Annotated in this window: 14 protein-coding genes and 2 pseudogenes; 14 read left to right on the forward strand and 2 right to left on the reverse strand. The window is 47.0% G+C overall.

Annotated features, from left to right (window positions below):
- Window positions 1-40 precede the first annotated feature (40 nt).
- The 4 genes and pseudogenes from feoB (at window position 41) to DW996_RS05310 (ending at window position 6,467) form a co-directional block, all read left to right on the forward strand.
- A complete protein-coding gene (gene feoB, locus DW996_RS05295) occupies window positions 41-2,383 on the forward strand; it encodes a ferrous iron transport protein B (protein WP_118535248.1) in 2,343 nt (780 codons plus the stop codon).
- Between the two features lie 21 nt (window positions 2,384-2,404).
- On the forward strand, window positions 2,405-3,079 hold the full coding sequence (locus tag DW996_RS05300; protein WP_118535078.1) for a trimeric intracellular cation channel family protein: 675 nt from the start codon (window positions 2,405-2,407) through the stop codon (window positions 3,077-3,079).
- 49 nt (window positions 3,080-3,128) lie between these two features.
- A pseudogene (locus DW996_RS05305) lies at window positions 3,129-5,338 on the forward strand (SulP family inorganic anion transporter).
- The gene (locus DW996_RS05310) at window positions 5,265-6,467 is read left to right on the forward strand and encodes a class I SAM-dependent rRNA methyltransferase (RefSeq protein ID WP_118280408.1); all 1,203 of its coding nucleotides are present in this window, start codon (window positions 5,265-5,267) and stop codon (window positions 6,465-6,467) included. Before DW996_RS05305 ends, DW996_RS05310 begins: the two are co-directional and overlap by 74 nt.
- A 54-nt stretch (window positions 6,468-6,521) precedes the next feature.
- Here DW996_RS05310 and DW996_RS05315 read toward each other — a convergent pair whose 3' ends face one another.
- On the reverse strand, window positions 6,522-7,841 hold the full coding sequence (locus DW996_RS05315; RefSeq protein ID WP_118535079.1) for a methyl-accepting chemotaxis protein: 1,320 nt from the start codon (window positions 7,839-7,841) through the stop codon (window positions 6,522-6,524).
- Between the two features lie 122 nt (window positions 7,842-7,963).
- Here DW996_RS05315 and DW996_RS05320 point away from each other — a divergent pair, with 122 nt between their 5' ends.
- From DW996_RS05320 to sdaAA, 7 genes are all read left to right on the forward strand, one after another.
- Complete coding sequence (locus DW996_RS05320) at window positions 7,964-8,740, forward strand: SDR family NAD(P)-dependent oxidoreductase (protein WP_118535080.1); 777 nt, start codon at window positions 7,964-7,966, stop codon at window positions 8,738-8,740.
- Window positions 8,741-8,845: 105 nt separating this feature from the next.
- On the forward strand, window positions 8,846-9,517 hold the full coding sequence (locus DW996_RS05325; RefSeq protein ID WP_118535081.1) for a YoaK family protein: 672 nt from the start codon (window positions 8,846-8,848) through the stop codon (window positions 9,515-9,517).
- Window positions 9,518-9,627: 110 nt separating this feature from the next.
- Window positions 9,628-11,154 (forward strand): Y-family DNA polymerase, encoded by a 1,527-nt coding sequence (locus DW996_RS05330; protein ID WP_118535082.1) that lies wholly within the window; start codon window positions 9,628-9,630, stop codon window positions 11,152-11,154.
- Window positions 11,151-11,585, forward strand: coding sequence for a hypothetical protein (locus DW996_RS05335; RefSeq protein WP_118535083.1), 435 nt, complete (start codon window positions 11,151-11,153; stop codon window positions 11,583-11,585). Before DW996_RS05330 ends, DW996_RS05335 begins: the two co-directional genes overlap by 4 nt.
- A 77-nt stretch (window positions 11,586-11,662) precedes the next feature.
- The gene (locus tag DW996_RS05340; protein ID WP_118535084.1) at window positions 11,663-12,103 is read left to right on the forward strand and encodes a GatB/YqeY domain-containing protein; all 441 of its coding nucleotides are present in this window, start codon (window positions 11,663-11,665) and stop codon (window positions 12,101-12,103) included.
- Window positions 12,104-12,113: 10 nt separating this feature from the next.
- Window positions 12,114-12,779: an L-serine ammonia-lyase, iron-sulfur-dependent subunit beta gene (sdaAB, locus tag DW996_RS05345; protein ID WP_118280401.1), complete on the forward strand. Its 666-nt coding sequence runs from the start codon at window positions 12,114-12,116 to the stop codon at window positions 12,777-12,779.
- 4 nt (window positions 12,780-12,783) lie between these two features.
- Complete coding sequence (sdaAA, locus tag DW996_RS05350) at window positions 12,784-13,641, forward strand: L-serine ammonia-lyase, iron-sulfur-dependent, subunit alpha (RefSeq protein WP_118280400.1); 858 nt, start codon at window positions 12,784-12,786, stop codon at window positions 13,639-13,641.
- A 51-nt stretch (window positions 13,642-13,692) separates the two neighbouring features.
- Here sdaAA and DW996_RS14095 read toward each other — a convergent pair.
- Window positions 13,693-14,907: pseudogene (locus DW996_RS14095) on the reverse strand (helix-turn-helix transcriptional regulator); the annotation flags it as partial.
- Between the two features lie 187 nt (window positions 14,908-15,094).
- Between DW996_RS14095 and DW996_RS05360 the strand changes: the two are divergent.
- The 3 genes from DW996_RS05360 (at window position 15,095) to DW996_RS05370 (ending at window position 20,520) form a co-directional block, all read left to right on the forward strand.
- A complete protein-coding gene (locus DW996_RS05360; protein ID WP_118535086.1) occupies window positions 15,095-17,362 on the forward strand; it encodes a glycoside hydrolase family 2 protein in 2,268 nt (755 codons plus the stop codon).
- A 29-nt stretch (window positions 17,363-17,391) separates the two neighbouring features.
- Window positions 17,392-18,792, forward strand: a complete 1,401-nt coding sequence (locus tag DW996_RS05365; protein WP_118280397.1) for an MFS transporter — start codon at window positions 17,392-17,394, stop codon at window positions 18,790-18,792.
- A 195-nt stretch (window positions 18,793-18,987) separates the two neighbouring features.
- Window positions 18,988-20,520, forward strand: coding sequence for a methyl-accepting chemotaxis protein (locus DW996_RS05370; protein WP_158572995.1), 1,533 nt, complete (start codon window positions 18,988-18,990; stop codon window positions 20,518-20,520).
- Window positions 20,521-20,579 lie beyond the last annotated feature (59 nt).

Below are 20,579 nucleotides of genomic sequence, written 5' to 3' on the forward strand. Positions count from 1 at the left end.
TCGAAATGAGGGTGCCTTTTTAGACGAAGAGGATGAAATGATGACATTAAAAGAACTAGAGATAGGACAGAGTGCAATCATTACGCGTGTGGGCGGAGAGGGTGCTCTGCGGCAACATTTTTTGGATATGGGAGTCATCCCGGGAGCAGAGATTACTTTGATCAAATATGCACCGATGGGAGATCCTATGGAATTTCAGGTGCATGGCTACGAATTGACCTTGCGTTTGGATGACGCAGCGCAGATTGATGTGGAACTGATTGCTGCAAGAGCACGCAGCCACGAAGGAACAAGTGATATCAATAAATCTGTTCATCCGGGTCTTGGTGAGGAAGGCAAGTATCATAGCAAGGGCGATGGGGATCCATTACCGGATAGCGAAGACCTGACCTTTGCTTTGGTGGGAAACCAGAATTGTGGCAAGACGACACTGTTCAATCAGTTGACAGGTTCCAACCAGCATATCGGAAATTTTCCGGGGGTAACCGTAGATCGTAAAGATGGTCCGATTCGAGGACAGGCGCATACGAAAGTAACAGATCTGCCGGGAATTTATTCTATGTCTCCTTATAGCAGTGAGGAAATTGTTTCGCGTAACTTTGTATTAGAGGAACATCCAAAGGCAATCATCAATATTGTGGACGCGACAAATATCGAGAGAAATCTTTATCTTACGATGCAGTTGCTGGAGATGGACATACCGACTGTTGTGGCGCTTAACATGATGGACGAGATGACGGGAAATGGCGGTTCTATTGATGTAAATCACATGGAAGAAATGCTTGGAGTTCCAGTGGTTCCAATCTCGGCAGCAAAAAATGAGGGGGTGGATGAACTGGTGCGCCATGCCATGCACATCGCGAAATATCAGGAGAAGCCGGGAAGACAGGATTTTTGTGATGAAAATGATTTTGGTGGGTCTGTACATCGCTGCATTCATGCCATCTGTCATTTGATCGATGATCATGCGAAAGCGGCAGAGATCCCGGTGCGTTTTGCAGCAGCAAAGATTATCGAGGGCGATGCTCTGATCATGGAACGCCTGAAATTGGATGACAATGAAAAAGAAGCGATTGAGCACTTGATCCTTCAGATGGAAAAAGAACGTGGTATCGACCGGAGCGCTGCTATTGCCGATATGCGATTTACCTTTATCGAAAAGGTATGCGAGCAGACGGTAGTTAAGCCAAAAGAAAGCAAAGAGCGTATCCGAAGCCAGAAGATTGACCGCATACTGACCGGAAAATACACGGCAATTCCTTGCTTCTTTGGCATTATGCTTCTGGTATTTTATCTGACTTTTAATGTGATCGGTGCATGGCTGCAAAATTTGCTGGAACTTGGCATATCACAATTATCCGATGCGACAGAACAACTGATGATCGCGGCGGATGTTAATGAAGTATTGCGAGGGCTGGTCATCGATGGCATTTTTACCGGCGTGGGAAGTGTCTTGAGTTTCCTGCCGATCATTGTAACCCTCTTCTTCTTCCTTTCTTTGATGGAGGACAGTGGCTACATTGCCAGAGTTGCCTTTGTCATGGATAAACTGCTTCGGAAAATCGGTCTGTCAGGCAGAAGTATCGTCCCAATGCTGCTCGGATTTGGATGTACGGTTCCGGCACTTATGTCAACAAGAACACTTCCGAGTGAGAGGGATCGTAAGATGACCATTTTGTTGACACCATTTATGAGTTGCTCTGCAAAACTGCCGATTTATTCTTTCCTGATCAGTGCCTTTTTCCCAGGACATGGAGCCTTGATCATGATGGGATTATATATACTTGGAATTGCTGTGGGCATTCTTGTGGCACTTGTTTACCGCAAGACGCTGTTTAAAGGAGAGGCAGTGCCATTTGTCATGGAACTGCCGAATTATCGTCTTCCGGGAGCAAAAAATGTGTTGCAGCTCTTATGGGAAAAAGCCAAGGATTTTATCCAGAAGGCTTTTACTGTAATCTTCATGGCAACCATCTGTATATGGTTCCTTCGCAGTTTCAGCCCGCACTTTAGCCTTGTACAAGATTCAAAGGACAGTATACTTGCCATGATCGCAAGCGTGTTAGTGCCAATCTTTAAACCACTTGGTCTGGGAGATTGGAGGATCTGTGTTTCCCTGATCAGCGGATTTATGGCAAAAGAAAGCGTGGTATCTACACTGGAAGTGCTTTTTGGCGGTGCGATGCAGCAGTTTATGACACCACTTGCAGCTATGTGCCTGCTTGTATTTAGTTTATTATACACACCGTGTGTTGCTGCAATTGCATCTATTCGTCGGGAATTAGGACGCAAGTGGGCGTGGGGCGTTGTTATCTGGCAATGCGTGATTGCCTGGCTCGTTGCCTATGCGGTAAATCTAATCGGCGGATTTATATTAGGATAAAAGAACAGGGAGAATGACGATATGAATATAGATCTTTTGATTGAGATCATGAACCTGATCGGGGATGTGGCATTTGCCGTGTCCGGGGCAATGACCGCGATCGAGAAGCGGATGGATATTTTTGGCGTCTGTGTCCTTAGCATTGTAACGACTGTAGGCGGGGGCATGACCAGGGATGTTTTGCTTGGCATTCTGCCCCCAATCGCTTTGCAAGATCCACTGGATATCGGTGTGGCGACGGTTGTTGCCTGCATTGTCTTTATCTGGGCGGCACGAAAGAAGCATCTGGATCAGAGCCAGAGCCCTATCACGGCAAATATGCTCAATATTTCCGATGCGATAGGGCTTGGTATTTTTACGGTCATTGGTATCAATGTGGCGCAGAGTCATCTGGAAGATGCACATGCTTTTATCCTGATCGTTGTCGGTGTGATCACCGGTGTCGGTGGAGGTGCCCTGCGAGATGTGCTGAGCGGTTCCATTCCTTATATTTTTAAAAAGCATGTCTATGCCATGGCATCTGCCGTAGGCGCGATCGCCTATGTGGTCATGGATGATCTGGTGGGCGTAGCATGGGCGACTATTCTCTGTGCGATCTTAGTGATTGCGATCCGGCTTCTGGCATCCTATTATCGGTGGAACCTGCCGCGGATCCATGAGATCGAGGAGAAAATCGGAAGCAACACAGAACCGTGATCTTTGGAAGGGGAGAAGATAGGACATAAAGTGAGAGGTGATATGGCGGATGAAGATACAGTTGGCACAGACACTGAGAGATTATGACAAGAAAAACTTGCCCAAGGATATGTTTGCGGGGCTGATCATTATGGCAGTTTCTATCCCGATATCCATGGGATATGCGCAGATTGCGGGCTTGCCCGCAGTTTACGGCTTGTATGGATCGGTATTCCCTATTCTTCTGTTTGCCCTCTTTTCCACATCGCCCCAGTTCATTTTTGGCGTGGATGCGGCTCCGGCGGCATTGGTCGGATCGGCGTTGCTTGGTATGGGGATAGAAAGTGGATCGGCAGAGGCGATGTCTGTCGTTCCGGTACTTACCTTCTGGGTAGCGGTATGGCTCTTAGTATTCTCTCTGCTTGGAGCCGGCAAATTGGTCAATTACATCTCAGCACCGGTCATGGGTGGTTTTATCACGGGTATCTGTACCACGATCATTCTGATGCAGGCACCGAAACTCTTGGGAGGAAGTGCAGGGACAGGTGAGTTGCCGGAATTGCTCTTGCATTTATGGGAAAGCCTGCCGGGATTGAATGTGCCGTCTCTGCTCTTGGGACTTCTGGCACTGTGTATCCTTTTGTTATCCAAGAAGATCATGCCAAAGTTTCCTATGGCAGTGGTCTTGATGGCGCTTGGCGTTTTGCTGTCTAAGTATCTGCCTTTGCAGACCTGGGGGATCGCCACTTTATCAGCGGTAGAGCCGGGTATGCCAGAATGGAGCCTGCCGGATCTTTCCGCAGTGCCTTTTGTGGATGCCATGACCATCAGTTTATCGGTTGCTGTCGTTATCATGGCAGAGACCCTTTTGGCAGAAAATTCTTTTGCCGGAAAGAACGGTTACCGGATTGATGACAACCGGGAGATCTTTGCCTTTTCTATGGGTAATTTTGTGGCGGCTCTGACCGGCTGTTGTCCGATGAACGGATCGGTTTCCAGAACTGCCATGGGAGAACAATATCAGGCTAAGACCCAGTTGACAGGGATTGTCGCAGGGCTATCCATGATCGTTCTTCTGCTGTGCGGAACCGGGTTTATCGGTTATCTGCCGGTGCCTATCTTGACGGCAATCGTGATCTCTGCCCTGCTTGGCGCGACGGAGTTTGATCTGGCGGCAAGACTGTGGAAGGTCAGTCGGACGGAGTTCTTTATTTTTGTCGGTGCTTTTGTCGGCGTTTTGCTGCTGGGTACGATCAACGGCGTTTTGATCGGTATGATCCTTTCTTTTTCTGAAATGATCATCCGTACCTCCAAACCGGCAAGGTGCTTTCTGGGTATCCAGCCGGGGCACAAACATTTCCGGGATCTGACGGAGAGCGACCAGATCCATGCTGTTTCCGGTGTCTTGATCTACCGCTTTAGCAGTAATCTCTTTTTGCCAATACCGCGGTCTTGGAGCAGGACATTACAGACCATATCACGCCGGAGACAAGGGCAGTGATCTTGGATGCCAGCGGTGTCGGCAGCCTTGATATTACCGCGGCAGACCGACTGGGAATTTTGTACCATAAATTAAAGGAAGAAAATATCCGTTTTTACATGACAGAGCACATTGCCGGTGTCAATGACCAGTTGCGCAAATTGGGACTGGGCTACATGATCGAGGAAGGAGCCGTCCGGCGCACCATCCATATTGCCCTAAAGGATATGGGCTATCAACGTCCTTATCCCTTGGAAGGCGGCGTGGATAATGAGGAGCGCAGTGCTTCGCGCAAGCGGGCAGACAACCGTGTGCAGGAATTTGTCTGGGCGTTTGGCAAGGAGAGCGAAGAACAGATCGAAAAACAGATTGCTCTACAGATTGAACAGTTGAAGCAGACAGGCGATGTCGAGGAACTTTTGCATGGCAGGTGGAGTCATATGGAGGCCTTGGATGAGGATGAGTGGTTGGAACATCTGGAGGAACATCTAAAGGAGATCGTTAATATTTCCGGTAAAGATGAGGAAACTTTAGCAGCCCGTCTGGAAACTCACAGACAGGAAGTGCATGACCGCATTGCCCTAGAGCATCCGGAACTGGCGGAACGTTTTAAGGAGCGCAGACATTTGCTGGACGATCATCTGAAAGAAAGACGACCGGAAGTATATGAAGTGGTCGTTCGGATGCGCCAGAAGAAAGAGCAGGAAAAAGAGATAGGAGAAAAGTATGGCAGAAGCAGTAGTAACACTGAAAAAAGGGGAAGGAAGAAGCCTGAAGGCGGGCGGACTCTGGATCTATGATAATGAGATCGACACCATCATGGGAACTTTTACCAATGGTGATATTGTACTGGTACATGACTTTGACGGATATATCATGGGACGTGGTTATATCAACCAGAATTCCAAGATCCGCATCCGCATGATGACAAGAGAACCGGATCAGTTGATTGATGAAGATTTTCTGCGGCGGCGTGTGGAAAATGCATGGCAGTACCGCAAGGATACGGTGGATACTTCCTCCTGTCGTCTGATCTTTGGCGAGGCAGACTTTTTGCCGGGATTGGTCGTGGATAAATATGAGGATGTCCTGGTGGTCGAGTCGCTGGCGCTGGGGATCGACCGCATGAAAGAGACCATCGTCGGGCTTTTGAAGGAGACACTGGCAAAAGACGGAATCATGATCCGCGGTGTCTATGAACGAAGCGATGCCAAGGTGCGGCTCAAAGAAGGGCTTCCGCGTGTCAAGGGCTTTATCGGGGAGCCTTTTGCCACCAATGTGGAAATTGTGGAAAATGGTGTACACTACATGGTGGACCTTGTGGACGGACAAAAGACGGGCTTCTTTTTGGATCAGAAGTACAACCGTCTTGCTATGCAGCGCATCTGTCAGGGCAAGACCGTCTTAGACTGCTTTACCCATATGGGAACTTTTGCCCTGAATGCCGGGATAGCCGGAGCCAAGGAAGTCACAGGGCTGGATATTTCCGAGTTTGCCATAGAACAGGCAAGAGCCAATGCAGTTCTCAATCATCTGGAAGATCGTGTAAAGTTTCGCTGTGCCAATGTCCTGGATGAATTGCCGCGTCTGGCAAATGAGGGGGCAAAGTATGATGTGGTGATCTTGGATCCGCCTGCCTTTACCAAGTCAAGAGAGGCGACAAAGAATGCCATCAAGGGCTATCGTGAGATCAACATGAAAGGCATGAAACTGGTCAAAAATGGCGGTTATCTGGCAACTTGTTCCTGCTCCCACTTTATGACACAGGAACTTCTGGCAAAGACCATCAAGGAGGCAGCCAAGGCAACCCACAAGCGTCTGCGTCAGGTGGAATTTCGCACCCAGAGCCCGGATCATCCGATCCTGTGGGCGGCAGATGAATCTTATTATCTGAAGTTCTTCATCTTCCAAGTTGTAGATGAGAGATAGACATAAAAAGAGTAGGCAATCAAATGCCTACTCTTTTATGGTTCTAAAATAAATTTACTGCTGACCTCTGACACTCTTGATGAGGTTGACGCCTTCTTCCTTTCCCTTGCTGATCTGTGTAGCAAAGGATACCAGTTCGTCGGATACCTTGATGATGCGGTCCGTCTCGCGCTCATTGGCAAGAGCGATATTGTGGAAGTGTTCCATATTCTTGCCGGTAATCTCGGCATTGTTGGCATTTTCCTCTGCGGAGGATGCCAGATTGTTTACAGTGTTTTCGATACGGTTCTTGTGATCGCCTAACTCAGTGATCTCGGTATCAATATCAGAGATAGACTGGGTTACCAGATTGATCTCCTCGTTCAACTGACCAAAGATATCCTTTGTCTCGTTGATCTTTTCGTTTTGCTTTGCAAAGGAATCGGTAACTTTCTCGGTAATCTCTACACTGACATTGGCATTGCTCAAAAGTTCATTGACAATCGTATTGATCTGCTCGGTAGAAGACTTGGATTGATCGGCAAGCGCGCGGATCTCGTCAGCAACAACGGCAAAGCCCTTGCCTGCATCGCCCGCTCTGGCAGCCTCGATACTGGCATTCAGCGCCAAAAGGTTGGTCTGTGCGGAAATATCTGCGATCAGTTCTGTAGCGGTACGAATCTGCTGGGTGGACTGGTTGGTAAGTTCTGTCTGCTGGCGCACCTGCTCAATGGCCTGACCGCTTTCCTCACTGTTGAGGATCAGTTCGCGGATGATGGTCTCTGCGGCTTCGTTGCAGGAACGAACCTTGTCAGCAGAAGCATTGAGGGCAGCGACATTGGCTACGATCTTGTCGATCGCATCGCCGATCGCGTTGATCTTGTCCTGCATATCCAGTGTGCTGTCTGCCTGTGCGCCGGTATTGTCAACGATGGATGTAATGGCTGACTCGGTATCGGTCATGGCATCGGACATCTCACCGGAGATCTGTTTGAAACTCTCGGAAACAGCGGCAAGTTCTTGTGTTGCACTGGAGATCTGTGTTACCATAGTAGCAAGACCAATGGTATTGCTCTGGATGGTACGGACAGCCTCGCCGAGTGCATCGTCGCGCTGTGCAAATTTTTTAAATTTCTCTTTTTGCTTTTCGGATTCTGCCGGTGCTTCCTTACCACGGATAGCGGCTAAGAAAGGGTGCAGGAGCGAAAGGATAAAAGAGGTCAGCAGTCCGAAGATAGCGGCGATGACGATGATCTGTATGATCATGGCAACCAGTGTATTCAGGAAACCATGAGATAAGAGTTCAAATAAAATAATCTCAAAGGCAAGCATCAGTACTAAAAAGCCTATGAGGGGTTTGAGTAGTTTGGCTATAAGATTTTTTTTGTTGTCCATAGGGAATACTCCTTCATATATAAATATCCATTATTTTAGTTCCTATTATTATAGCGTGAAAAATGTCATTTTTCAACGGAATTGTGATAATAGACAGATGTGGAAAAGAAAGGTGGCTAGGTATGAAAAAAAAGCAGAAAACAGTATGGATCACGGGTGCAAGTTCCGGTATTGGACTGGCATTTGCCAAAGCATATGCGAAAAAGGGATATCGCCTGATCTTAACAGCAAGAAGACAGGGGCGTCTGGAAAAATTAGCAGAAAATTTAGGAGTTCCCTGTCGGATTGAGACGGCAGATCTTTTCAAAGAGAAAGAGTGCTATCGTGTCTGTGAAATTTTAAAAGAGGAGACCATAGATATTTTTATCAATAATGCCGGATTTGGAAACTGCGGCGATTTTGCAAGGACAGATCTTTCCAAGGATATGGATATGATCCGTGTCAATGTCGAGGCTATGCATATCTTATGTAAGGAGGTCCTGCGCCAGATGCAGGTCAAGGGCAAGGGAACCATCCTCAATGTGGCATCGTCTGCCGGACTTTTGCCGGGGGGCCCTTATATGGCAACCTATTATGCGACCAAGGCATATGTTGTCAGTCTGACAAAAAGTATTGCAGAGGAACAGCGGGAGAAAAAAAGCGGTGTTTATGTCTGCGCGCTCTGTCCGGGACCTGTCGATACAGAGTTTAATGCGCGGGCGAATGTTGTTTTTGCCCTGCCCGGTATCACGGCAGACCAGTGTGTAGCGGAAGCCCTGCGAGGGATGCGCCTGCGCCGTACCATCATCGTGCCGACCTTTATGATACGCATAGGTGCAGTCTTGCAGCGTCTGGTGCCTGATTTTATCATGCTGCCACTGGTGGCAAGCCGACAGAAGTCAAAAATACGCATTCGTTGAGATGGACATCGGTGTGGCATTGCAAAAAAAGAAAAAAGGGGTACAATTCTTAGCGAGAAGTATTGTAGAGGGCAAATATTTATTTAAAATAGAAGAGGCAGGATGATGGGAAAAAAAAAGAAACAAAAGATGCAGACGTCGGAGACCTTTCTTTTGAGTGCGATCTTAGCGGTGTCGGGAGGCTTTCAGGATGCTTATACCTACAATGTGCGCGGGGAGGTCTTTTCCAATGCACAAACCGGAAACGTGGTACTCATGAGCCAGCACTTTTTGATGGGAGATTGGTATAAGGCACTGCATTATCTATTCCCGATCGTGGCATTTGCCTTTGGTGTGCTGGTGGCAGAGCAGATCGGGCATAAATACAAATATGCCAAACATATCCACTGGCGTCAGATCATTGTTGTGATCGAAATGACCCTGCTTTTTGTTGTGGGATTTATCCCGGCAAAATATAATATGGCGGCGAATATGATCGTTTCCTTTGCCTGCTCCATGCAGGTGCAGACCTTCCGTAAGGTGCACGGATACGGCTATGCCAGCACCATGTGTATCGGTAATCTGCGCAGTGGAACCGAGAGTCTGTCCGTCTATCTGCGTGACCACCAGAAGGGAGCCTTGAAAAAGGCGGCGCATTATTATGGAATCATCCTGATCTTTGCGCTGGGCGCAGGATTTGGCGGTATCTGCTCCCTGCATTGGGGCATGAAAGCCATCTGGGTATCCAGTGCGCTTTTGCTTGGTACCTTCCTTATGATGGTAAAGGAACGTCGATAAAGATATTGAACGTATGTTCGAAATGTGTTATCATACATAAAACAAAGAAATTAGGGCATTTGCTATAACAAGTGCCTTTTTTCGTATCAAATTATAAAGGGGGGATAGGCTTGGCTGAGGATAGAATCTATATTGCGATCGATCTGAAATCCTTCTTTGCATCGGTGGAGTGCAGGGAGCGGGATCTGGATCCTTTGAATACCAATCTGGTCGTGGCAGATGCTGCCCGCACGGAAAAGACCATCTGCCTGGCGGTCACACCCTCACTCAAGTCCTATGGTATTCCCGGCAGAGCCCGCCTTTTTGAAGTCGTACAGCGTGTGCGGCAGGAAAATCAAAAGCGGGCAGCGGCAGCACCGGGGCACCGCTTGGAGGGCACTTCCTATTTACATGACGATCTGCAAAAGGATCCATCCCTTGCGATTGATTATCTGATCGCCCCGCCACGGATGGCACTCTACATGGAATACAGCACCCGGATCTACCATATCTATCTGCAATATGTCGCCCCGGAGGATATTCATGTCTACTCCATTGATGAGGTCATGATGGATGTGACTGCCTATCTGCGCACTTATGGCATGAGTGCCAGAGATCTGGCACGCAAGATGATACAGGATGTCTTGGAGGAGACCGGCATTACGGCGACCGCCGGGATCGGCACCAATCTCTATCTCTGCAAGATCGCTATGGATATTGTGGCAAAGCATGTGGAGGCAGATGCGGACGGTGTGCGCATGGCGGAATTGGATGAGATGTCTTACCGCAGGCTTTTATGGGATCACAGACCCCTGACAGACTTCTGGCGGGTCGGCGCGGGTTATGCGCGCAAACTGGAGGCGAGCGGCATCTACACCATGGGGGATGTGGCACGCTGTTCCATCGGGCGGGAGGATAACTTTTATAATGAAGACCTCTTGTATCGGATGTTCGGTATCAATGCGGAACTTCTGATCGACCATGCCTGGGGCTATGAACCCTGCACGATGGACATGATCAAGTCCTACCGTCCGACCACCAACAGCCTTTGTTCGGGACAGGTTCTGCAGTGTCCTTATGATTTTACCAAGACCCGTCTGGTCGTACGGGAAATGATCGATCTGCAGGTCTTGGATCTGGTAGATAAGGGACTGGTGACAAATCAGGTCGTCCTCACGATCGGCTATGATATCGAAAACCTGACAGATCCCAAGCGGCGCAAGGCATATCGCGGAGAGGTCACCATTGACCGCTATGGCAGATCTGTGCCCAAACACGCACACGGTACTGCCAATCTGGGCAGGCACACATCCTCGACCCGGCTGGTGACAGAAAAGGTTTTAGCACTTTATGACCGCATTGTGGATCCGGCACTCCTGGTACGCCGGATCAATCTCTCGGTCAATCATCTGATACCGGAGGCGGATGCCCGGGAAGATCAGACCTACGAGCAGTTGGATCTCTTTACCGATTACCGGCAGAAGGAAGCCGAAGATCAGCAGGAAAAAAAGGATCTGGAACGTGAGAAAAATATCCAGCATGCCATGATCGATATTAAGAAAAAATATGGCAAAAACGCCATCTTAAAAGGCATGAATCTGCGAGAGGGCGCGACGGCAAAAGACCGCAACCGCCAGATCGGAGGGCATAGGGCATGATGCAGAGAAAAAGTAAGGACTACAGTGATATCATAAATCTGCCACATCCGGTATCAAAGAAGCATCCGCAGATGTCTTTATATGATCGGGCGGCACAGTTTTCGCCTTTTTCTGCCCTGACCGGACATGAGGCGGCGATTGCGGAGACCGGGCGTTTGACAGAGGAGAGAACTGAACTTGACGAGGATGCTAAGGAACGTCTGGATGAGAAATTGCAATATCTTTTGTCCCGTTTACAGGTGTGTGGATCTGAGGGACTGCCCATCCGTGTGACCTATTTTGTACCGGATGAGAAGAAAGAGGGTGGCGCTTATCAGGAATATACCGGCAGTCTCAAACGTCTGGATGCCTACGCGCGTGCCCTGATCTTTAGCGATGCTACAGAGATTTCTTTAGACGCCGTCTATGATATTGCCGAAGATACAAAATAAGCATTTGCATGCAGACAGGCTGTGCTATAATAGGTAGCAGTAATGTTTTTATAAAAGCAGGAAAGAAGGAATACAGCATGAGTCAAATGAAAGAATTACAGGACGCGATGATCGCAGCAATGAAAGCAAAGGATAAGTTTCGTAAGGATGCGATCTCTGTTTTGGTATCCGCTGCAAAAAAGAGTGGTATTGATGCGGGCTGCCGTGAGGACATCCCGGATGATATGGTAAATGCAGCAGTCTTAAAGGAATTAAAGTCTTGCAAGGAACAGATCGACACCTGCCCGGAGAGCAGAGAAGACCTCTTGGAAGAATATAAGAAGCGCTATGAGATCATGAGTGAATTTGCACCAAAGCAGATGGATGCAGAGGAGATCAAGGCATACTTGCAGGAGAAGTTTGCAGACGTGATCGCCACAGGCAACAAGGGACAGATCATGAAGGCTGTCATGGCTGACTTAAAAGGCAAGGCAGATGGCAAGCTCATAAATGGCATTGTCGCAGAATTGATGAAGTAGAGGATTGCGTATGAACATCTTTGAGGTGGTGGGACCGGTCATGGTAGGACCGTCAAGTTCTCATACAGCGGGAGCCGTCAAGATCGGCTATATTTCCGGGCGCTTGCTGGGGGAGCCTTTGGTGCGGGCAGAGATCAACCTGCATGGCTCCTTTCTTGCGACCGGGGACGGACACGGTACGAAAAAAGCGCTGGTGGCAGGACTTTTAGGTATGCAGACAGACGATATCCGCATCCCACAGGCACTGGAGATCGCTGAGGAGCGGGGAATTGTCGTCAGTTTTGGACAGGCCATCCTGCGTGAGGCACATCCCAATACCGCGCAGTTGATCTTACATGGCAGATCCGGGCAACGTCTGGAGATCATCGGACAGTCGCTGGGCGGCAGCCGGATCAATATTGCACAGTTGGATGGCATTGAGACCAACTTTTCGGGAGAGTCACCGACGCTTGTGGTCTATAATGAGGATCGTCCGGGGCATGTATCCGAAGTGACGACCATGCTTTCTAACCAGAATATCAATATCGCATCCATGCGCCTGTATCGCTCCAGCCGTGGCGGCGAGGCTGTCATGGTGGTTGAGTGTGATCAGGAAGTGCCAGAGAGCGGCATTGACTGGCTGCGTGGATTTGACGGTATCCGTAAGGTAACCTATCTTGGAATGACGGGAGAATAGATAGATGTATCATTCGATAGCAGATATTATCAGACAAAGTGAAGAGAAATCATGCCCTTTCTGGCAGATCGTCCTGCAGGCGGATATGGAGGAGAGAGGTGTTTCCTATGAGACATCTTTTGCGACCATGCGCCATATGTATCAGGCGATGAAAGCTGCGGATGCGGGCTATGATCCGACTATACATTCCGCATCCGGTATGGCTGGCGGTGCAGGGGAGAAACTGCATGTCTACAATGCCAAGGGTGCCAATCTCTGTGGAGAACTTGTAGGACAGGTCATGGAAAAAGCCATCAAGATGGGCGAGTCCAATGCCTGCATGCATCGTATCGTTGCAGCGCCTACGGCGGGCTCTTGCGGTGTGATCCCGGCAGTTTTTCTGGTGGTAGAGGAGAGGCTTTCTCTGCCTGAGGAGAAAATGGTTGAGGCTATGTTTGTCTCTGCCGGTATCGGTGCAGTCATTGCAGAGAATGCCTCACTTGCCGGAGCATCCGGCGGTTGTCAGGCGGAGATCGGTTCCGCCAGTGCCATGGCGGCAGGCGGACTGGCTTATTTACAGGGAGGTTCTGCCGAGCAGATTGCAGATGCAGCAGCCTTTGCCCTCAAGAATATGTTAGGACTTGCTTGTGATCCGGTCGGGGGACTGGTAGAAGTTCCCTGCATCAAGCGCAACGTGGCAGGCGCAGTGAATGCATTGACTTCAGCCCAACTGGCGATGGCAGGGATCACGTCTGCCATTCCGGTAGATGAGGTCATTGATGCCATGCGCAGGATTGGCAATGAGATGCCGTCTGCGATCAAGGAGACCAGTCTGGGCGGACTTGCCACTTCTCCTACGGCAGTCAGACTGACAGAAAAGTAATGCCGGACTATTTGTCCAGCATTTTCTTGTATTCACGCGGCTGACGCCGACGTGCTTTTTAAAGAGTTTAGAAAAATAACCGAAATCAGGAATACCGACCGCCTCAGCGACCTCAGCGACGCTCATGTTGGTCGTATTAAAGTAGCGCAGGGAGGATTGGATGCGCTGTTTGCCGATATAAGAAGTCAGCGTCTCGCCGACTTCTTTTTTAAATGCATTTGACAGATAGGAAGGATTTTTGTCAAATTCCTCTGCCAGTACAGAAAGGCTCAAGTCGGTAGCTAAATGTTGGTCGATATAGTTGACGACATTGCGAATCAGATAGGAGTATTTTTCATAGGTGTAGTTTTTGGCAAGCAGGGCATATTTTCTGGTCATCTCAAAAGGCAGATGTGTCAGAGCGCGTTGGGAGTTGAGTTCTGCAATCTTGAGGTCAAAGTTCTGCATTTGGTTAAAGACGTAGTAAGGATGAACTGCGGTCTCCAAAAGCCTTGCCGCGAGAAAGGTATTCATTGCAAATAATTCATGTCTTATCTGTGGCAGAGGACTGGACTGAAAAGGAGCCGCATAGTCTAACAGGGATTTCATATGATCGAGAGCCTGCGACTGATTTCCACTGGTTACAGCCTTGCTGCATGCCTCGATACGCTTGTGCATTTCCTCAATATAATCAGAAGAAAACTTATGAAAGCGTTCTTCGCTGGGATTGAGGGCGTGCTTTTCTGATTTGTAATTGACATATTCTACACGGTGATCCGCGAAGGCAGGAAAAAAGAACGTTATCAGATGCTCTATGGTCAAGATCAGATCGTTCAACTCTACGACCGGCAGGGACAGATAAAAGTGGGACATGGTCGAGGTATGCTGGGGAGCAATGCCGTTTTCTTTCATGATGCGGTTGATATTTGCCTGGTTGATCGGTTCCGTCCGAAATGGCATGATACCGATCAGATCCGGTTCTTCATCTGCGGTCAGGGAAATGATCATATTGTAAAAGCCCAGCGTGCTTTCCAAGACAACGATACGATAGGGAGAGTCCTCTGCTATAGAGAAGATGGGCGAATTGGTAGAGTATTCACCCCAGACCATGCGCCTAAGTCCCATATCCATTTTTTCGAAATCGTGGTAGGGCGCATGCATGAAAAAGGAATCGACCTTAAAACTGTCCGCTAGTGTCTGCTTAAATAATGGGAAAAAATCATCCGTACTGATATTCTCAAATGCCATAAGTGCTCCTTTCGTATATGTTTTTTCTATGTTTGACATATTTTGTTTCTATATATTTCCAGGTATCTGTAATTTTTTTGTCAAGAATACAATTCATGTAAAAATTTTACCAAAATAGCAAAAGTAAGACAAGAGCAATTTATCCTGGATTGCTATACTGGGTTCACAAAGCAAGTGAGAAAGAAAAGAGCCGTGTGCTCATTTTCGAAAAAGGAGGGTAAATTTAATGGCAACAAAGAAGAACATCAATGCATCTTGGAACTTCACAAAAGATGCAGTTTCTGTTGCAGAAGGCACATCCGTTTTATCTCAGGGCAACTGGGAGACATTGGATCTGCCTCACACATGGAATGGTGATGACGGACAGGACGGTGGTAACGATTACTATCGTGGAACATGCTATTATGCAAAGAGCATGAAGCGTGACGAGTTTGGCTCAGATCCGATCGTTTATATGGAATTTGAGGGAGCAAACTCAAGTGCATGGCTTTATGTCAACGGCAAAGAGGCAGGACACCATGACGGTGGTTACTCTACCTGGAGAGTCAATGTCACAGATCTTCTGGCAGAGGACAATGAGATCGTCGTTGCAGTAGACAATGCACCAAACGACCATGTATATCCACAGATGGCAGACTTCACATTCTATGGCGGTCTCTATCGTGATGTTAATGTGATCAGTGTATCTGATGCACACTTTGATCTGGACTATTACGGAACACCGGGCATTGCCGTAACACCGACGGTAGAGGGTGCTAACGCTAAGGTCGAGGTTGAGGTATTTGTTACCGATGCTGCAGAAGGCGACACTTTAGAGTATGTTATCAAAGACGGTGACGCTGTGGTGGCAACCAAGACTACTTCTGCTGATGAGACAAAGGCAACTTTTGAGATTGAAAACGTGCATCTTTGGAACGGACGCAAGGATCCACATCTTTACACCGCAGAAGTTTCTTTAAAGAGAAATGATGCAGTATTAGATGAAAGAAGCACGCGCTTCGGCTGCAGAACGTTCGCTATCGATCCGGAAAAAGGATTTATCTTAAACGGAGAGCGCTATCCACTGCACGGTGTATCCCGTCATCAGGACAGACCACACATTGGTAACGCTTTGACACATAAAGAACACAAAGAGGATATCGACCTTATCCTTGAAATGGGTGCCAATACCATCCGTCTTGCTCATTATCAGCACAATCAGTATTTCTACGATCTGTGCGATGAAGCAGGACTTGTGATCTGGGCAGAGATTCCATATATCTCTAAACATTTACCAAACGGACGTGAAAATACCGTTTCACAGATGAAAGAACTGATTACACAGAATTACAATCATCCATGTATCGTTGTCTGGGGACTTTCAAACGAAATCACTATGGGTGGAGCAGAAGATGCTGATCTGATTGAAAATCACAACATCTTAAATGATTTGTGCCACCAGATGGATCCAACAAGACTTACGACAATGGCTGTTGTATCTATGTGCAGTATTGATGCAAAATATGTACAGATTCCAGATGTGATTTCATACAACCACTATTATGGATGGTACGGTGGAACAACGGATATGAACGGAGAGTTCATGGATGACTTCCACAAGAAATATCCAAATATTCCAATTGGTATGAGTGAGTATGGATGTGAAGCTTTAAACTGGCATACATCAAATCCTGTTCAGGGTGATTATACTGAGGAATATCAGGCATACTATCATGAAGAACTGATTAAGCAGCTCTTTACAAGAGATTTTATCTGGGCTACACATGTATGGAATATGTATGACTTCGCCGCTGATGCAAGAGCAGAAGGTGGAGAGAACGGCATGAACCATAAGGGCTTGGTTACATTTGATAGAAAGTACAAGAAGGATGCTTTTTATGCATATAAGGCATGGTTATCAGATGATCCATTCGTGCATATCTGTGGTAAGCGCTATGTAGACCGTGTAGAAGATACAACAAAGGTTACGGTATACTCTAATCAGCCAGAAGTAGAATTGTTTGTAAATGGTGAAAGCCTTGGTAAGCAGACAAGTGATGTGCATTTCTTCTACTTTGATGTACCAAATGCAGGCGAAAGTACACTTGTTGCAAAAGCAGGTGATTGCAGTGATGAAAGCAAGATTCGCAAGGTGGATACCTTCAATGAAGAATATCGTTTGAAGGAAGAAGGCGAAGTTCTTAACTGGTTTGATATTGATATGCCAGAAGGATACTTCAACATCAATGATCAGATTGGTGATATCATGAAGACCATCAAGGGTAAGATGTTCATTGGCGAATTGATGCTTAAGATTATGAAAGACGCTGATGGCGGCGCAGCAGGAGCAGCAGCTGGTGTTGACCGTGAAGGCATGATGAAGATGCTTGGTGGTTTCTCTGTTAAGCGTATGCTCAACCTTATGGGAACTGCAGGCGGTGGCAAGCAGTTTACAAAAGAAGAACTTCTTGAACTGAACAGAAAACTCAATAAGATTAAGAGAAAAGACAAATAATAAAAAGTGTTTTTTAGGAGGAGTTTATTATGAGTAAAACAAAAGAAGTAAGACCTTTTGGCTTACGAGACAAAATCGGCTACATGTGTGGCGATTTGGCAAATGATTTCTCATTTATCTTTGCAAGTAGTTATGTAATGGTATTTTACACAAAGGTTATGGGTATTTCAGCAGGTATGGTAGGAACGATGTTCCTTGTTGCAAGATGTCTGGATGCATTTACAGATATCGGCATGGGACGTATTGTTGATAATTCAAAGCCGACAAAGAACGGACGTATCCGTCCATGGATTCTTCGTATGTGTGCTTTCGTAGCACTGGCATCCTTTATGATGTATCAGTCATTCCTGGTTGATGCTTCTTATGGTGCTAAAGTAGCATATATGTTTATCACATATATCCTTTGGGGATCTATCTTCTATACATCCATCAATATTCCTTACGGATCTATGGCATCTGTTATTTCAGCAGAGCCTAAGGACAGAAGTTCTCTTTCTGTATTCCGTTCTATGGGTGGTGGTGTTGCCGGTATTATGATTGGTATTATGGCACCGATGCTTGTATATCATACCGATGCACAGGGTAACCAGGTTGTATCTGCATCTCGTATTTCTGTGGTTGCAGGCGTATTCTCTGTCATCGCTATTATTTGTTACTTACTTTGCTATACACTCACAACAGAACGTGTTGCATATGTGCCAAAGCCAGCAAGCGAAAAGAAATCAACAGCAGAGACATTAAAGACTCTTTTTACAAGCAGAGCTTTGTTAGGACTTGTACTTTCAGCTGTATTACTTCTGTTGGCATCTCTTATGGGGCAGGGTATTAACACATACTTATTTGCTGATTACTTTAAGAACACAAAGGCATTGTCTGTATTTGCATTATTGATGCTTCCATGTATGATCGTACTTGCAGGTATTTCTACAAAACTTGCTACAAAATTTGGTAAGAGAGAATGTAGTATGGTTGGTATGTTCGTATCTGGTATTCTCTACTTTATCATTGGATGCTTACACATCAAGAATGTATGGGCATTCGTAGGAATGGTATTCGTAGCTATGCTTGGTATGTACTTCTTCCAGATGCAGTGTTGGGCACTTGTTACAGACGTTATCGATGATATGGAAGTACAGACAAGAAATCGTGACGATGGTACGATTTATGGTATCTACTCATTCTCAAGAAAGATTGGACAGGCAATCGCTGGTGGTCTTTCCGGATGGGCACTTGGATGGATTGGATACGATGAACTTGCAGCAGGACAGACAGAGGCAGTTGCAAATGGTATTTACAACTTGGCTACTTTCTTCCCAGCAGTGATCTACATTCTTTGTGGATTAGTACTTATGTTCATTTTCCCTCTGAATAAGGCAAGAGTAGATGCAAACGTTGCAGAACTTAAGAAGAGAAGAGAAGCAGCAAACTAGTCATTTATTAAGAAAAACTCAATTACGAATGAAAATCCACATGTCAGATCAAGGCATGTGGATTTTTTCCTGTGTTTTATTAGGAGTTTCGTAAATTTTCGGTAAAAATGCCGAAAAAGCGTAGATTTTGCAGGGACTCTATGTATATAATAGAAATATGTTTACAAAATGCTGATGAAGGGGGATTTCAATATCATGACAGAGACACAAAAATATCTTTATGCGGATAGTGATCGTCAGACCGAGCATGTGAACCGGTTGGAATGGCAGGTCTTTACGATTTTTTCTATCTGTAATTTTATGATCGTATTTGTTGCTTTTTTGAGGGGATACAGGACAGCGGCATTTACAGGGACGACTTTTCTTATTTCGGCGGTCACGGTGGTGGCTATGCTGATCGCATATCTGCGCAAGCGCGACAGCAGCAAGATCCGTTGGATATCACTGGTGGCACTGGTGCTTTTGACACTGTTTACGACCACTGCCTTTGACAGTTATTATATGCGCTTTGCAGTTGTTGCACCGATGGCAGTCTATATCCTGTATTATGACTCCAAGTTCATGGTCAGTTCCGCGGTAGCGATCATGCTGACAGAGATCGCAACAACCGTGCAAAAGTTCTTTAAACCGGATTGCACGGTAGACCGTATTGACATCTGTACGGCAACGGCGATCGTTATCTTCTACCTGATCGTAGTCTGCTTTATCGAAGGGACCGGCAAGAAGTTCCGTCTGGATATGCTGGGCAGCCTACAGGATGAGAAAGACCAGCAGGAAAAGATGATGCAGGATGTCATCTATGTGGCAAGTGAAGTACGAAAGGGTACGGCGGGTGCCATGGATATCATGAACCAGTTGAATGAATCCACCAGCGTTGTGACAGGGGCAGTCAAGGATATTTCCGACAGTACCCAGTCGACCGCAGAGAATATACAGAACCAGACCGTGATGACCCAGAGCATCCAGGATGCGATCGAAAAGACCCTTCATCACTCTGAGAGCATGGTTACGATCGCGGAAAAGGCAAAGGAGTTAAACGAGGAAAACTTATCCATCGTCAAGGAGATCCAGAACCAGTCTGAAACGATCGCAGAGACCAATGATGAGGTGGCAGTAACCATGCAGACTTTGCAGGAACGTGCCAATGCCGTTAAGGGTATCGCTGATACCATTTTTGATATTTCCAGCCAGACCAACCTGTTAGCGCTTAATGCATCCATCGAAAGTGCCAGAGCAGGCGAAGCGGGCAAGGGCTTTGCAGTCGTTGCAGATGAGATCCGTCAACTGGCAGAAAAGACCCGTGTGGAGACGGAAAACATTGCATCGATTCTGGGTCAACTTTCCGAAAATGCAGCAGATGCCGTGAATGTCGTTGCCAAATCTGCAAGCGCCGCCGGACAGCAGAATGAACTGATCGGCAGAGCAGTAGAGACCTTTGATGAAATGAATACTAATGTAGGACAACTGACACAGGATATCTCAGATATCGACACTATGCTGACAGATCTTTCCGAAGCCAACAATCATATCGTGGACAGCATTACCCACCTGTCAGCAACCTCGGAAGAAGTTACGGCAGCGTCGGCGCAGGCGGAGGGCTTGAGCAGCAAGAACCTGACCAATGCCGACCAGACCAAGAGTATTCTGGATCAGGTACTACATGTTTCCAAGCAATTAGACAAATATGTCGGCACAGAAGAAAGCGATGTGTCGGAGATTATTCTTTAAACACTACCCCGGAAGAAAAATTTTCCTCCGGGGTATAATATTTTTTTTCAGAATACCGA

This window comes from Roseburia sp. AM51-8 (genome assembly GCF_003478275.1).
GTDB classification, from domain to species: domain Bacteria; phylum Bacillota; class Clostridia; order Lachnospirales; family Lachnospiraceae; genus Pararoseburia; species Pararoseburia lenta.

Bases quoted from the DNA above. Each gene is read 5' to 3' on its own strand.
- feoB (WP_118535248.1), top strand. From the start codon at position 41: ATGACATTAAAAGAACTAGAGATAGGACAGAGTGCAATCATTACGCGT.
- DW996_RS05300 (WP_118535078.1), top strand. From the start codon at position 2,405: ATGAATATAGATCTTTTGATTGAGATCATGAACCTGATCGGGGATGTG.
- DW996_RS05310 (WP_118280408.1), top strand. From the start codon at position 5,265: ATGGCAGAAGCAGTAGTAACACTGAAAAAAGGGGAAGGAAGAAGCCTG.
- DW996_RS05315 (WP_118535079.1), bottom strand. From the start codon at position 7,841: ATGGACAACAAAAAAAATCTTATAGCCAAACTACTCAAACCCCTCATA.
- DW996_RS05320 (WP_118535080.1), top strand. From the start codon at position 7,964: ATGAAAAAAAAGCAGAAAACAGTATGGATCACGGGTGCAAGTTCCGGT.
- DW996_RS05325 (WP_118535081.1), top strand. From the start codon at position 8,846: ATGGGAAAAAAAAAGAAACAAAAGATGCAGACGTCGGAGACCTTTCTT.
- DW996_RS05335 (WP_118535083.1), top strand. From the start codon at position 11,151: ATGATGCAGAGAAAAAGTAAGGACTACAGTGATATCATAAATCTGCCA.
- DW996_RS05340 (WP_118535084.1), top strand. From the start codon at position 11,663: ATGAGTCAAATGAAAGAATTACAGGACGCGATGATCGCAGCAATGAAA.
- sdaAB (WP_118280401.1), top strand. From the start codon at position 12,114: ATGAACATCTTTGAGGTGGTGGGACCGGTCATGGTAGGACCGTCAAGT.
- sdaAA (WP_118280400.1), top strand. From the start codon at position 12,784: ATGTATCATTCGATAGCAGATATTATCAGACAAAGTGAAGAGAAATCA.
- DW996_RS05360 (WP_118535086.1), top strand. From the start codon at position 15,095: ATGGCAACAAAGAAGAACATCAATGCATCTTGGAACTTCACAAAAGAT.
- DW996_RS05365 (WP_118280397.1), top strand. From the start codon at position 17,392: ATGAGTAAAACAAAAGAAGTAAGACCTTTTGGCTTACGAGACAAAATC.
- DW996_RS05370 (WP_158572995.1), top strand. From the start codon at position 18,988: ATGACAGAGACACAAAAATATCTTTATGCGGATAGTGATCGTCAGACC.